The 13967-nt window shown below is 64.5% G+C and carries 13 protein-coding genes; 8 read left to right on the top strand and 5 right to left on the bottom strand.

Annotated features, from left to right (window positions below):
* Window positions 1-7 precede the first annotated feature (7 nt).
* The 5 genes from hutH to C7I87_RS20290 all read right to left on the bottom strand — a co-directional run bounded on the left by hutH (window position 8) and on the right by C7I87_RS20290 (window position 6285).
* Complete coding sequence (gene hutH, locus C7I87_RS20310; RefSeq protein ID WP_149905890.1) at window positions 8-1504, bottom strand: HAL/PAL/TAL family ammonia-lyase; 1497 nt, start codon at window positions 1502-1504, stop codon at window positions 8-10.
* 142 nt (window positions 1505-1646) lie between these two features.
* Window positions 1647-2750 carry an alcohol dehydrogenase family protein gene (locus tag C7I87_RS20305; RefSeq protein WP_149905889.1) on the bottom strand — a complete coding sequence of 368 codons (1104 nt, stop codon included), beginning with the start codon at window positions 2748-2750 and terminating at the stop codon, window positions 1647-1649.
* Window positions 2751-2759: 9 nt separating this feature from the next.
* The gene (locus C7I87_RS20300) at window positions 2760-4139 is read right to left on the bottom strand and encodes an aspartate aminotransferase family protein (RefSeq protein ID WP_149905888.1); all 1380 of its coding nucleotides are present in this window, start codon (window positions 4137-4139) and stop codon (window positions 2760-2762) included.
* 30 nt (window positions 4140-4169) lie between these two features.
* Complete coding sequence (locus C7I87_RS20295; RefSeq protein ID WP_149905887.1) at window positions 4170-5663, bottom strand: NAD-dependent succinate-semialdehyde dehydrogenase; 1494 nt, start codon at window positions 5661-5663, stop codon at window positions 4170-4172.
* Between the two features lie 130 nt (window positions 5664-5793).
* A complete protein-coding gene (locus C7I87_RS20290; protein WP_149905886.1) occupies window positions 5794-6285 on the bottom strand; it encodes an Lrp/AsnC family transcriptional regulator in 492 nt (163 codons plus the stop codon).
* 83 nt (window positions 6286-6368) lie between these two features.
* Here C7I87_RS20290 and C7I87_RS20285 point away from each other — a divergent pair, with 83 nt between their 5' ends.
* The 8 genes from C7I87_RS20285 (at window position 6369) to eutC (ending at window position 13941) form a co-directional block, all read left to right on the top strand.
* Window positions 6369-7754 (top strand): MocR-like ectoine utilization transcription factor EhuR, encoded by a 1386-nt coding sequence (locus tag C7I87_RS20285; RefSeq protein WP_149905885.1) that lies wholly within the window; start codon window positions 6369-6371, stop codon window positions 7752-7754.
* Window positions 7755-7935: 181 nt separating this feature from the next.
* Window positions 7936-8727 carry an ectoine/hydroxyectoine ABC transporter ATP-binding protein EhuA gene (gene ehuA, locus C7I87_RS20280; RefSeq protein WP_149905884.1) on the top strand — a complete coding sequence of 264 codons (792 nt, stop codon included), beginning with the start codon at window positions 7936-7938 and terminating at the stop codon, window positions 8725-8727.
* A gap of 70 nt (window positions 8728-8797) precedes the next feature.
* Window positions 8798-9649, top strand: coding sequence for an ectoine/hydroxyectoine ABC transporter substrate-binding protein EhuB (gene ehuB, locus C7I87_RS20275; RefSeq protein WP_149905883.1), 852 nt, complete (start codon window positions 8798-8800; stop codon window positions 9647-9649).
* Window positions 9650-9817: 168 nt separating this feature from the next.
* Complete coding sequence (gene ehuC, locus C7I87_RS20270) at window positions 9818-10477, top strand: ectoine/hydroxyectoine ABC transporter permease subunit EhuC (protein WP_149905882.1); 660 nt, start codon at window positions 9818-9820, stop codon at window positions 10475-10477.
* Between the two features lie 34 nt (window positions 10478-10511).
* Window positions 10512-11171, top strand: a complete 660-nt coding sequence (gene ehuD / locus C7I87_RS20265; RefSeq protein WP_149905881.1) for an ectoine/hydroxyectoine ABC transporter permease subunit EhuD — start codon at window positions 10512-10514, stop codon at window positions 11169-11171.
* A gap of 3 nt (window positions 11172-11174) precedes the next feature.
* Window positions 11175-11954 carry an ectoine utilization protein EutA gene (eutA, locus tag C7I87_RS20260; RefSeq protein WP_149905880.1) on the top strand — a complete coding sequence of 260 codons (780 nt, stop codon included), beginning with the start codon at window positions 11175-11177 and terminating at the stop codon, window positions 11952-11954.
* Window positions 11955-11959: 5 nt separating this feature from the next.
* On the top strand, window positions 11960-12952 hold the full coding sequence (gene eutB, locus C7I87_RS20255) for a hydroxyectoine utilization dehydratase EutB (protein WP_149905879.1): 993 nt from the start codon (window positions 11960-11962) through the stop codon (window positions 12950-12952).
* Entirely contained in the window at window positions 12949-13941 is a 993-nt protein-coding gene (gene eutC / locus C7I87_RS20250) for an ectoine utilization protein EutC (protein ID WP_149905878.1), read from the top strand. Before eutB ends, eutC begins: the two co-directional genes overlap by 4 nt.
* The last annotated feature ends 26 nt before the right edge of the window (window positions 13942-13967 follow it).

Below are 13967 nucleotides of genomic sequence, written 5' to 3'. Positions count from 1 at the left end.
GGAGTTCTCAGTCCCGGGGACCGGCCACCATGCGGGCGACCCGTATCATGTCGGTGCTCATCTCACGGTCGTCGTCGAGCGGGCTGACGAGCGCACGCACGGCGGCGAAGGTCCGCTGCGGTCCTTCGCCCATGCTGTCGATGACGCCGCGCAACTCCACGCCCGTCGCCGCGAAGATCAGTTCCATCGCAACGAGGTAGCGCAGGCGCTCGACGATCTCGGCGGTCTTGGCCACCACGCGCGGCGCCATCGACGATTGGTCCTCGATGCCGTCCGAAACAGCAAGCGGACTGAGCGACATCGGGTTGGCCAGATGCCGGATCTCGGCTTCCAGCGCGGCGAGCGGCTTCTGCAGTTCCGCGTAGCCCTGCCGGCTGCCGCCCCTGGCCGACAGGAAGCGCGGCAGCTCCGCAATGGTTGGCGACATCAGCTTCATGCAGCGGTTGGCGGTGCCGACCGCGCAATGCGCAAGCGCCTGGCCGAGCTGCTCCCAGGCAAGCGTCATCGCCGTGAGGTCGAAATTGCCGTTCGAGACGACGCGTCCGTCTCCGGGCAGGATCACCGGGTTGTCGCCGGAATGGGTGAGTTCGATCTCGGTCGCCAGCTTCGCCTGTTCGAACGCATGCAGCAGGCCGCCCCAGACCTGGGGCACACAGCGATAGCTGAGCGGATCCTGAAGCCGCCGCGCCGCTTTGTCCTTCCACAGGCCGCTTCCCGCCAGTTCCGCACGCAGCCGCGCGCCGATCTCGCGCTGGCCGAAGGCCGGCCGGGCGGCTAGGGCATCCTCATCGATCGCGGTCAGGGAAGAACGGAACGCCTCGTAGTTGAGCGCCACCGCGGCCAGCGCCCAGTCGATGAGATAGGCGACGTCTTCGAGACACAGGCACGCCGTGCCGGTCGACAGGCTGTTGGCGACGATGATGGCGTGGCCGTCCTTCTCGCGCAGGTCGAGCGGTTCGAGCCCGGCGAGCGCGAGCGCCTCGGCCGACGGCATGATCCTGCCCTGGTATTCCGTCTCGCCGTCGCCGCGCAGCGCTCGCGCCATGTGGCCAAGATGTGCAAGGTCGGCCGCGCCAATCGATCCCCAGGTGGGGATCACCGGATGGACGCCGGCGTTGAGCGCCGCCACAAGGCCCATGACCACGCGTTCGGAAGTGCCGGTGCCGCCGGCGGCCATGCCCGAAATGCGGGCGGTCATCAGCGCGCGCACCGCCTCGGTCGGAAGCGCCGGGCCGATGCCCATGCTGTGGCTGAGCGGCACGCTGTGCTGGAAGGCGATCAGATCGGCCTGCGCGAGCGGCGTGTCGACACAGGCGCCGAGGCCCGTGGTGACACCGTACATCGGTTTTCCGAGTTGCGTCAGCTGCTCGATCAGCGCGCGGCTCGCCCGGATGCGGCGCATCGCCTCCTCGCCCAGCATCAGCCGCGCATTGCGCCGCGCGATCTCGGCGACGTTGGCCGCGCTGAGCGGCTTGGCGTCGAGCAATATCATTCGGGCTGTCATGTCTCGCCTGTATCCCGTGACCGGATGCCCGGGCTGGTGGCGCGGCGGGCGTCACCGTTTGTGGCGGCATGCCGGCTGGACTGCAAGCCATTCCTATTATGGCAGCGATGAGAAGGCAGGCGGAGGGACCAGGATTTTGCGATTACGCCGATCGCTCCGCGACGGCGTCCGGCACCACCACCAGCTTGCCGACAAAATCCTTTGCGACGAAATCGGCCTGCGCGTGGTGGAAATCGGAGAGCTTGTAGACGCCACCGACCAACGGTCTGATCTTGCCCTCCTCGATGTAGCGAACGATGCGGCGGAAATCGGCGCGCGTGCCCTGGCTCGAACCATGTAGTTGCAGCTGCTTGAGATACATGGTCCTGAGGTCGAGCTGGACGACCGGGCCGGCAATCGCGCCGGCGGTGGTGTAGCGGCCTTCGGGCCTCAGGATGCGCAACAGGTCGTTGAAGATCGCGCCGCCGACGAGATCGGCCACCACGTCGATCGGCTGGCCGCCGGTCGCCTCAGTCACGGCCTGTGGCAGGTCGGCGATGCCACGGGTGATCGCAGCCTCTGCGCCGATGTCGAGCACCGCCTGTTCCTTGCCCTTGCCGACGATTGCATAGGGGATGGCGCCGCGCGCCCGCGCCAGCTGCACGATGCCCGAACCGACGCCGCCCGAGGCGCCGGTGACCAGCACTCGTTCCCCGGCTTTAAGTGCGGCGCGTTCCAGCATTTGCTCGCCAGTAAGGTAGGCGCAGCAGAAGGTCGCGAGTTCGACGTCGCTCAAGGTGGTGTCGACGACATGCGCGTTGTCGGCGGGCACGGCTTGATACTCGGCATAACCGCCATCGCGGCCGTGGCCCATATAGTCGATATCGGCGAGTGAATCGTCGTCGCGGTTGTAGATGGAGAAATCGACCATCACCCGTTCGCCGATCCGGTCCGGCGATACGCCTTCGCCGACGGCAGCGATGGTGCCGACAGTGTCGGTGCCCTGGATGCGCGGGAAAGTCAGCGTATTGCCCTGCCTTCGCCAGGTCGACACCGCGGCGGCATCCTCCTCCGTGCCATAGGCGCCCTGGCGCACCCAGACATCGGTGTTGTTCATGCCGCAAGCGGTGACCTTGACCAGGACTTCACCCGCGGCAGGCGCGGGCACTTTCACGTCGGTACGGTAGACGAGCTTTTCTGGTCCGCCGTGCCCGGTGAGCAGCACGGCGGCCATGGTGGCGGGAAGGGTTTTGGTCATGGCATTCATGGGTCGGTCTCAGAGATTGGCAAATACGCTGTTCACGGCATCGGCGGTCTTGGCCACCACGATGTCGGCTTCCTCGCGGGTCAGGCACAGCGGCGGCGCGAAGCCGAGTATATCGCCCTGCGGCATGGCGCGGCCGATGACGCCGCTGGCGGCAAGGGCCGTGGCGACCTGCGGTCCGATCTTCTGCGAAGCGTCGAAGAATAGCCGGTCATCCCGATCGGCGACGAACTCGACCGCCGCCAGCATGCCGTCGCCGCGTACGTCGCCGACATTTTTATGGCCGCCGACCGCCTTGGCCAGCTCCGCGCGGAAATAGGCGCCGATCTCACCGGCATTTGTCACCAGGTCCATCTCGTCGATCAGTTCGAGATTGGCGACACCCGCGGCAACGCAGATCGGATGCGCCGAATAGGTCCAGCCATGGCCGAGCGAACCGAGCTTGTCCGAACCCTGCACCAGCACCTGCCACATCTTGTCGGCGACGATGACGCCCGACAGCGGCGCATAGGCCGAGGTCAGGCCCTTGGCGATGGTGATCAGGTCGGGCTTGATGCCGTAATGGTCGGAGCCGAACATGGTGCCCAGCCGGCCGAAGCCCGTCACCACCTCGTCGGCGACCAAAAGCACGTCGTACTTTTTCAGCACGGCCTGGATTTTCTGCCAATAGCCGGCGGGCGGCGGCACGATGCCGCCAGTGCCGAGGATTGGCTCGCCGATGAAGGCGGCGACCGTGTCGGGACCTTCAGCCAGGATCATCTCCTCCAGCCTGTCGGCGCAATGCTGCGAGAACTGTTCCTCGCTCATCGAGCGGTCAGCGCGGCGGAAGTAATAGGGAGCTTCGGTGTGCAGGATCGGCGCGCGCGGCAGGTCGAAGGCATTGTGGAAGAGGTCCAGCCCGGTCAGCGATCCCGTCATCACGCCCGAGCCGTGATAGCCGCGCCAGCGCGAGATGATCTTCTTCTTCTCCGGCCGGCCCAGCACATTGTTATAGTACCAGATCAGCTTGATGTTGGTTTCGTTGGCATCCGAACCGGAGAGGCCGAAATAGACCCTCGACATGCCCTTCGGCGCGCGGTCGATGATCATCTTCGCCAATGTGATCGAGGCCTCGGTGCCGTGCCCGACATAGGCGTGGTAATAGGCGAGGTTCTTCGCCTGCGTGGCGATCGCGTCAGCGATCTTCTGGCGGCCATAGCCGACATTGACGCAATAGAGACCGGCGAAGGCATCGATGCTCTTCCTGCCATTGTTGTCCCAGACGGTGACGCCTTCGCCTCCAGCCATGATCCTTGTCGGCGATTCACCGCGAGCGTGCGTGCCCATGTGGGTCGAGGGATGGAAGAAATGGTCGCGATCCCAGGCGGCGAGTTCGTTGGACTGGTCGAGCATTTTTTTACTCCTTGAAAATTCCGGTGTGGCCTAAGCGACGTCGAGGCATAGATATTTGAGATCAGTGAAGGCCTCCAAGCCGTGGCGCGAGCCTTCGCGGCCGCTTCCGGACTGCTTGACGCCGCCAAAGGGGATCGGCGCGCCGGTGATCTTCACACGGTTGATGGCGACCATGCCATAGTCGAGCGCGCGACCCATGCGCTGCTGACGCGCGCCATTCTCGGTCACGACATAGGCGACCAGCCCGTACTCGGTCGCATTGGCGCGGGCGATCACCTCGTCCTCGTCGTCGAAGGATGTGACGGCGGCGACCGGACCAAAGGTCTCCTCGCGCATGATCAGCGCTTCGTCGGCGACATCGGTGAGCAGTGTCGGCTGGTAGAACAGCGGCCCGGCCTGATGCCGCTTGCCGCCGGCAAGGCAGCGCGCGCCAAGAGCCACGGCGTCAGCGACCTGCTCCTCGACCTTCTTGACGGCTCGCTCATGCATCAGCGGCCCAATGTCGATGTCATCGGCGAGGCCATTGCCGGCCCGCAGTGTCTCGATGCGCTTGGCGAAAGCGGCGCAGAAGCGGTCGTAGAGCGGACGCTGGACATAGATGCGGTTGGCGGCGAGGCAGTCCTGGCCTGATGTGGCGAATTTGGCGTCGACGGCAATGGTCACCGCTTTGTCGATATCGGCATCGGCAAAGACGATCAGCGGCGCGTGGCCGCCGAGTTCCATGACCAGCCGCTTCATCGTCGGCGCAGTTTGCGCGGCGATCAGCCGGCCGATCTCGGTCGAGCCCGTGAAACTCATGGCGCGGACGCGCGGATCTTCGCACATGCGTCCAACGATCGTCGCGGCCTTGCCTGTGACGATGTTGAAGACGCCGGCCGGCAACCCGGCGCGCTCGCCGAGTTCGGCCAGCGCCAGCGCCGACAGCGGCGTTTCCGAGGAGGGATGCGCGACGATGGTGCAGCCGGCGGCAAGCGCGGCAGCCGCCTTGCGGGTCAGCATGGCCGACGGGAAATTCCACGGCGTGACCACGCCGACGACACCGAGCGGTTCGCGTCGCACCATCATTTCCGCGTTCGGCAGATGGCTGGTGACGCTCTCGGCGTTGAGACGCTTCGCTTCCTCCGCATACCATTCGACGAAGGAGGCGGCGTAGTCCATCTCGCCGAGCGACTCTTTGAGCGGCTTGCCCTGCTCAAGCGTCATCAGCAGAGCCAGATCAGCCCTGGCGGTGACGATCAGCTCGAACCATTTTCGCAGAATTTTCGAGCGCTCCTGCGGCAACAGCGCCCGCCACGCCGGAAAGGCGCGCGCGGCGGCGTCGATGGCTTTTGTCGTCTGACGGCTGTCGAGTGCTGCGACGAAGGCGACGGTGGTGCCAGTCGCCGGATCGGTGACCTCGAAACTCTCGGCCGCGTCGCTCGCCGTCCAATGGCCGTCGACGTAAGCGAGTTCGCGCAGCAGCCGGCGATCGGCGAGCCGGTCGAGCGCTTCGTGGCGATGCGAGCGGGCGAAATGCGCGGACATGGTCGAAGCCTCCCGGTTCGGTTTGATGCGGGGAGACTATCCTTCACAGGCAGACAGAGAGGCTGTTTGGGCGCCTGATCGTAGAGAGAATCTCTCTATTGCGCCGTGAGGGCAGCCTGTTTCTCCGGCGCTATGCCGATGCCGGCAGCAGGTCGGCTATCGGCAGCGCGATATCATCCTTCACCGTCTTGATGACGATGTAGGTGAAGTAGCGGTCGATGCCGATCTCACGATCGAGCAAGCCGTCGACCAGCCGCTGATAGGCGTCGATGTCGCGCGCCATCACCTTCAGCACATAGTCGACGCCGCCACCCACCGACCAGCAGGCGACGATCTCGGGGATGTCGCGGATGACGCGCTCGAAGCGGTCGAAATCGGCCTGACGGTGGCTGGCCAGCGTCACCTCCATCAGCACTGTGGCGACAGGCGCCACGATGCGCATGGCGATGCGGGCGTGATAACCCGAGACGATGCCAGCCTTTTCCAGCTTGCGCAGCCGCATCCAGCACGGTGTCGGCGACAGCCCGACCTGCTCGGCCAGCGCCAACTTGGTGATACGTCCGTCACGCTGGACGGCATCTAGGATCTTGAGGTCGATCGGGTCGAGTTTCGCAGCAGTCATCAGGCCCCACTTTTTCGTCCATCGTACCATGAGGGCGCATTATTTCGATTGTCAATTGCACTGATTTCGATCTCTAATAAGTCATGACATTGTGGCAACCCGATCCCACGCTCATCCGGCGGCCAGCCTACCAATCTTTGGCCGATCAGTTCGCGCGTGCCATCCATGACGGACGCCTTGCCAATGGCGCGCGGCTGCCGACGCATCGCAGGCTGGCGGACGATCTGAAGCTCTCGGTGCAGACGGTCAGCCGCGCCTACGAGGAATTGATCCGGCGCGGCCTGATTTCGGGCGAGATCGGCCGTGGCAGCTTCGTCCAGACGCAGCGCCGCGAACCGGAGCCGCCTTATCTGCCCGAGCGCCTCGGTGAGGTCATCGACCTCTCCATCCTGAAACCGGTCTGCGAGCCGATGCACCTGGAGCGGATGAAGCAGGCGCTGGGCTGGCTCGCCGAAAACCTGCCGTCGAGTTCGGCACTGTCGTTCCGGCCAAATATGGTGTTCCCGCGCCACCGCGCCGTGGCGGTCGAATGGCTGAAACTTTGCGGCCTCGATGCCTCCGCGCAGAACATCAGCCTGACCAACGGCGCCACCGCCGGCATGACGGTGGCGTTGATGAGCGTGGCGCCGCCGGGTTCTACCGTCGCCACCGAGGCGATCGGCCACCACACGCTGGTGCCGCTCGCGCGCTATCTCGGCTTCAACCTTCAAGGCCTGCCGATCGACGGCAACGGCCTGATTCCGGAAGCGCTGGAAGAGGCCTGCCGGCTTTCCGACATCCGTGCCGTGTTCGTGCAGCCTTCGGTGATCAATCCCACGGCAACCCTGATGGATGCGGCGCGCCGTCAGCAGATCGCGGCGGTGGCGCGCAAGCACGACATCGCCATTATCGAGAACGACGTGCTAGGCCCGCTGGTCGAGGATCGACCGCCGCCGGTCGCCGCTTTCGCGCCGGAGCGGACGCTTTACGTCACCTCCTTCACCAAGATCACCGTGCCCGGCCTGCGCATCGGCTATCTCGCCGCGCCCGATCGTTACGTCGCGGCCGTCGCCAACCGGCATCTTGTCTCGAACTGGATGGCGACGCCAATGGTGGCCGAGATCGCCACCAAATGGGTGACCGACGGTACGGCCATCGACCTTGTCCACTGGCAGCGCGCAGCGCTGGCGCGGCGGCAAGACATCGCGGCAGAGGTACTGGCCGGCGTCGACTACCGTGCCCGACGCGACGGCTTGCATATCTGGCTGCCACTGCCGGCCGACCGTTCCGAAGAGAGCTTTGTCGCCCAGGCCCGGTTGCAAGGCGTGGCCATTGCACCGGGCACCTCCTTCCGCATTTCGGATGCGCCTTGGCATCCGGCGGTACGCATCTCGCTGGGTTCGACCACCGAGGGGGAACTGCGGGCCGGTCTCGGCGTTGTCACCAAACTCTTGCTTGGCAATCCGGAGCATTTGCTGCTCGCAATCTGAGCACGGCGTCCAAAAGTACCAGGCGGCTCTGGGGCAACGGCATGCCCAAAAAGCCGGCTGCGATTGACTGGAAAATGTGCGCAATCAGAATAATTGTCATGATATTATTTTCCCAATTGACATGATTTGGCCCGTTCCGCATCGTTAAGGGCACCAGGCTTCTCCAGACGGGGAAATTCATTTGTCCGCATCCGCATCCATCATCAAGGTCGACAGCATCTCGAAGAGCTTTGGCAGCTTCAAGGTGCTGGACGGCCTCTCGATGCAGGTCATGCCGCGCGAGAAACTGGCGCTGATCGGCCCTTCCGGTTCGGGCAAGACGACGATCCTGCGCATCCTGATGACGCTGGAGCGCATCGACGGCGGTCACATCCAGATCGACGGCGAGCAGCTTTACCACATGGAGCGCAACGGCCAGCTGCTGCCGGCCGACGAGCGCCATCTGGCGCGGATGCGCCAGAAGACCGGCATGGTCTTCCAGCTGTTCAACCTGTTCCCGCACAAGAGCGTCATCGACAATGTGACGCTGGCGCCGATGCTGACCAAGGGCACGCCGCGCGCGGCCGCCGAGAAGCGGGCCATGGAGCTGCTCGACATGGTCGGCATGGCCGACAAGGCGAAGGCGATGCCGGCCCAATTGTCCGGCGGCCAGAAGCAGCGGGTGGCGATCGCCCGCGCGCTCGCTTTGCAGCCAAAGATCATGTTGTTCGACGAGGTGACGTCGGCGCTCGACCCGGAACTGGTCGAGGAAGTGCTCAACGTCTTGTGGCGGCTCTGCGCCGAGACCGACATGACCATGCTGCTGGTCACGCACGAGATGGGGTTCGCCCACGATTTCGCCGACCGGGTGCTGTTCTTCGATCGCGGCCGAATAGTCGAGGAAGGCAAGCCCGACGAGATTTTCCGCAATCCCAAGCAGGAACGCACGCAAGGGTTCCTGAAGAAGATCATCGCGGCCGGACACCGTGTCTGACCGCATGCCAAGGGCGGCCAAGCCGTCCTGAAATCACGCAAACCAAGACAAGAACAAGGAGTTGGGAACAATGAAGAAACTTGGCATTCTGGCCGGCGTCGCGGGTCTTGCAGTTACGGCGGTGCTCGCGACATCAAGCATGGGCTCGGCCGCGGACAAGAAGCTCGAACAACTCAAGGCGCAAGGGTTCGCACGCGTCGCTATTGCCAACGAGCCGCCCTATACGGCGGTGGCTGCCGACGGCAAGGTTTCGGGCGCCGCGCCCGACGTGGCGCGCGAGATTTTCAAGCGTCTCGGAGTGGCGGATATCGTCGCCTCGATCTCGGAATATGGCGCCATGATCCCCGGCCTGCAGGCCGGCCGCTTCGACGTCGTCACCGCCGGCCTGTTCATGAAGCCAGAGCGTTGCGCCGCGGTTGCCTATTCGGAGCCGGTTCTGTGCGACGCCGAGGCGATGCTGGTGAAGAAGGGAAATCCGAAAGGCTTCAAGAGCTACGAGGATGTCGCCAAGGACACGTCCGCCACCATCGGCGCGCCGGGCGGCGGCACCGAGGAGAAGCTCGCACTCACCGCCGGTGTCCCTCGTGAACGTGTCATCGTCGTGCCGGATGGCCAGAGCGGCCTGAAGATGGTGCAGGACGGCCGCATCGATGCCTATTCGCTGCCCGTCCTGTCGATCAATGATCTGATGAAGAAGGCCGCCGATCCGAACCTCGAAGTCATCGCCCCGGTGCAGGGCGCGCCGGTTTATTGCGACGGCGCTGCCTTCAAGAAAGGCGACGAGGCGCTGCGCGATGCCTTCGACGTCGAGCTCGCCAAGATGAAGAAGTCGGGTGAGTTCGCCAAGATCATCGAGCCCTATGGCTTCTCGGCGGCGGCGGCAATGTCGACCACGCGCGACAAGCTCTGCGCAGCGAAGTAGCGCGCGCTTTTCTTGCCTTCTCCCCGTTCACGGGGAGAAGGTGTCACGAAGTGACGGATGAGGGGCGGCGCCAGGTTTTGCCGAGCTAGCGCTGCCCCTCATCTGCCTGCCGGCATCTTCTCCCCGTAAACGGGGAGAAGGGGCTAGAATCACAACGTTGGAACCTCAATGACCCAGTGGTCCGGCTATTTCGGCCTGATATTGCAGGGAGCGCTTGTCACCATCGAGCTGACGCTGATGGGGTCGGTGCTGGCCCTGATCATGGCCTTTCTCGCCGGCTTGGGGCGCCTGTCGCGCTTCTTCGCGCTGCGGGCCTTGGCGACGGCCTATATCGAATTCTTCCGCGGCACATCGATCTTCGTGCAGCTGTTCTTCGCTTATTTCGTGTTGCCCCTGCTGGGTCTCGAACTGACCCCGTTGCAGGCCGGCGTATTGGCGCTGGGCTTGAATGTCGGCGCCTACGCCGCCGAGGTGGTGCGCGGCGCCGTGCAATCGATCGGCCGCGAACAGCATGAGGCCTGCATCGCGCTCAATCTGGGCCGCTGGCAAGGCATGCGCCATGTTATCCTGCCGCAGGCGTTTCTGGTGATGCTGCCGACCTTCGGCAACAATGCCATCGAGCTGCTCAAGGCGACATCGGTCGTCTCGCTGATCTCGCTCGCCGATCTCACTTTCCAGGCACAGGTGGTGCGCGCCCAGACCGGCAACACCATGGTGCCGTTCACCACCATTCTCGTCATCTATTTCATCCTGGCGCTGCTCATCTCATGGGCCGTGCGCTCGCTGGAACGCCACATGGCGCGCGGCCTCGACGGAGTGCGCGTCTGATGGCAAGGGCATTCCCGATGAATTGGGCTCGCTGATGGATTGGGATTGGGATTTTGTCCGGCAGATCCTGCCGACGCTGATCCAGGGGGTGAAGATCACCATCCTGGCGACGCTGCTCGGCTCGGTGCTGGCGGCGATCGTCGGCTTGGGCATCGCGCTGGCGCGCCGCTCGCCCAACAAGGCGCTGTCGCGTACCGTCGGCTGGGTGGCCGAATTCATCCGCGGCACACCGCTCCTGGTACAGCTCTATTTCATCTTCTACGTGCTGCCCGACATCGGCATCCTGCTGCCGCCGCTGGTCGCTGGGGTCATTGGGCTCGGCCTGCATTACGGCACCTACACGGCGGAGGTCTACCGCGCCGGCATCGACAATGTACCGCGTGGCCAGTGGGAAGCCGCCAAGGCCTGCAATCTCAGCACCCGGCAGACCTGGTCCCACATCATCATCCCGCAGGCCATTCCGCCGATGATCCCGGCATTGGCCAACTACTTCATCGCCATGTTCAAGGAGACGCCGCTGCTCTCGGCGATCACCGTACTGGAATTGATGAACCAGGCAAAAAGCGTCGCCAACACCTACTATCGCTACCTCGAGCCGATCACGTTGGTCGGTGCCTTCTTCCTCGCCATCAGCCTGATTTCGGTCGTGCTGCTGCGCTGGCTGGAACGCCGCTACGGCAAGATCGAAAGATAAAAGATGAAGCCCTTGCCCGAGATCAAGCTTGTGCCCAACCGGCCAGCGCTCGATGAACGACCGTTGGAGCGGCGCGTCGGCCTCATCATCCTTGCCACCGACCATACGACCGAGCCGGATTTTCGCCGCATGGTGGCGAGCGAACGGATCGGCGTCTATGTCGCGCGCATTCCCTATGCCAATCCGACGACGCCTGAGAACTTGCGCAAGATGCAGCCGGCGCTGACGGCGGGCGCTGCCTTGATCCTGCCGGACGAGCCGCTCGACGCAATCTGCTATTCCTGCACGTCGGCATCGGTGGTGATTGGCGACGCCGAGATCGAGACGGCGATCCAGGCCGCCAAGCCAGGCGTACCTGTTGTCACTCCGCCGATGGCTGGCGTGCGCGGGCTGAACGCCTTCGGCGTGCGCAGGATCAGCATCCTCACGCCCTATACGCTCGAAACCTCCAGGCCGATGGCGACCTATTTCGCCGAACGTGGCTTCGAAATCCTAAGCTTTACTTGCCTCGGCTTCGAGGACGACCGCGAGATGGCGCGCATTGCTCCGGCAGCGCTTGTCGATGTCGCGCGCCGGGCGATGCATCCGCAGGCGGACGCGCTGTTCGTCTCCTGCACGGCGCTACGCGGTGCGCTCGCGGTCACCGGCATGGAACAGGCGATCGGCCGCCCGGTGGTGACCAGCAACCAGGCTACCGCCTGGAACTGCCTGCGCCTTTGCAGCGACGAGACGGCCCATCCCGAATTCGGCCGTCTGATGACGCTGCCCTTGCCGCGCGATTGACGATCATGGCAACAGTGACCCTTGGCGATATCCGTGCCGCGCGCGAGCGAATTGCAGACAAGGTCGAGCGTACATCGACCGTACTTTCGGCGGGTCTCTCCGAGCGAATGGACGTGCCGATCCATCTCAAGCTCGAGCACCGCCAGATCACCGGCAGCTTCAAGCTGCGCGGCGCTTCGAACGCCGTCGCTTCGCTTGATGCCGAGGAGAAGGCGCGCGGCGTCGTTGCGGCATCGACCGGCAATCATGGCCGTGCGCTCGCCCACGCGGCGAAGCTCGAGGACATGCGTGCGGTGATCTGCATGTCTCGACTGGTACCCAAGAATAAACTCGACGAAATCCGCCGCCTCGGCGCGGAAATCCGTATCGTCGGCAACAGCCAGGACGATGCCCAGCAAGAGGTCGAGCGGCTGGTGGCGGAGGAGGGACTTGTCATGCTGCCGCCCTTCGACCATCCGGCCATCATTGCCGGTCAAGGCACGCTTGGGTTGGAAATCATCGAGCAGGTGCCTAACGCCGCTCTGGTATTGGTGCAACTGTCTGGAGGTGGATTGGCCTCGGGTGTAGCGGCCGCCGTCAAGGGCATCCGCCCCGGGACAAAAGTGGTCGGCATCTCGATGGCGCGCGGAGCGGCAATGAAGGCCAGCCTCGATGCGGGCCGTCCCGTGCTGGTCGAGGAACTGCCGACGCTGGCGGATTCGCTCGGCGGCGGCATTGGCCTTGACAACCGACTGACCTTCACCATGTGCCGCGACCTGCTCGATGACGTCGTCCTGCTCAGTGAGGACGAGATCGCCGCCGGCATTCGCCATGCCTATGAACAGGAACGCGAGATCGTCGAAGGAGCCGGTGCGGTAGGCATCGCGGCGCTGCTCGCCGGCAAGGTCAAGGCGGAGGGGCCGGTGGTGGTTCTGCTTTCCGGCCGCAACATCGACATGCAACTGCACCGGAAGATAGTCTGCGGGGAGATACCATCGATTTCGGAGTGTGCCGCATGAGCAGGATGACGATCCTCACCGAAGCTGAACTGCGCACGATCGTGATGCTCGATCTCGATGCCGTCGCCTGCGTCGAAAATGCTTTCCGTGCGCTTGCCACCCTGCCGGTGGCGATGCCGCCGATCCTGCGGCTCGACATCCCCGAGCATCGCGGCGAGGTCGACGTGAAGACGGCCTATGTCCCCGGTATCGATGGCTTCGCCATCAAGATCAGTCCCGGCTTCTTCGACAATCCCAAGCTCGGTCTGCCCAGCGTCAACGGCATGATGGTGCTTTTGTCAGCCAGAACCGGCCTGGTCGAAGCCTTGCTGCTCGACAATGGCTATCTCACCGACGTCCGCACCGCTGCCGCCGGAGCCGTTGCGGCCAAGCATCTGTCACGACCGGACTCCTCCGTCGCCGCGATCTTCGGTGCCGGCATCCAGGCCGGGCTGCAGCTCGAAGCCCTGAAGCTGGTGCGGCCGATAACGCAGGCCCGCATCTGGGCACGCGATGCCGCCAAGGCGGAGACGGCCGCTGCTACCTTGCGCGAAAGGCTCGGCATCGACGTGCGCGCCGAACCCGAAGCGGCCGACGCTGTTGCCGGCGCCGACATTATCGTCACCACCACGCCATCGACCGAACCGCTGATCAAAGCGGGGTTTGTCTCGACCGGCCAGCACATCACCGCCATGGGGTCCGACGCCGAGCACAAGAACGAGATCGCGCCGGCAATCCTGCGCATGGCCGATCTCTATGTCGCCGACAGCGCGAAACAGACGCGGCGGCTGGGCGAACTGCACCATGCCATCGCGGCGGGCGTGATGGCTGCCGAGACGGATGTGACCGAGTTGGGCCAGATCATCGCCGGCGCGAAACATGGCCGGCGCTCGGCCAGCGACATCACCATCGCCGATCTTACCGGCACCGGTGTGCAGGATACGGCGATCGCCACGCTCGCCCGCGACCGCGCGCTGGCCGCGAAAGCCGGAACCATGTTTGAAAGCTGATGCCGGCCGCGGGAGCATGATCCCGA

The organism is Mesorhizobium sp. SARCC-RB16n, assembly GCF_008520305.1.
Lineage (GTDB): Bacteria > Pseudomonadota > Alphaproteobacteria > Rhizobiales > Rhizobiaceae > Mesorhizobium.
This window is presented reverse-complemented; position numbering and strand designations above follow the sequence as displayed.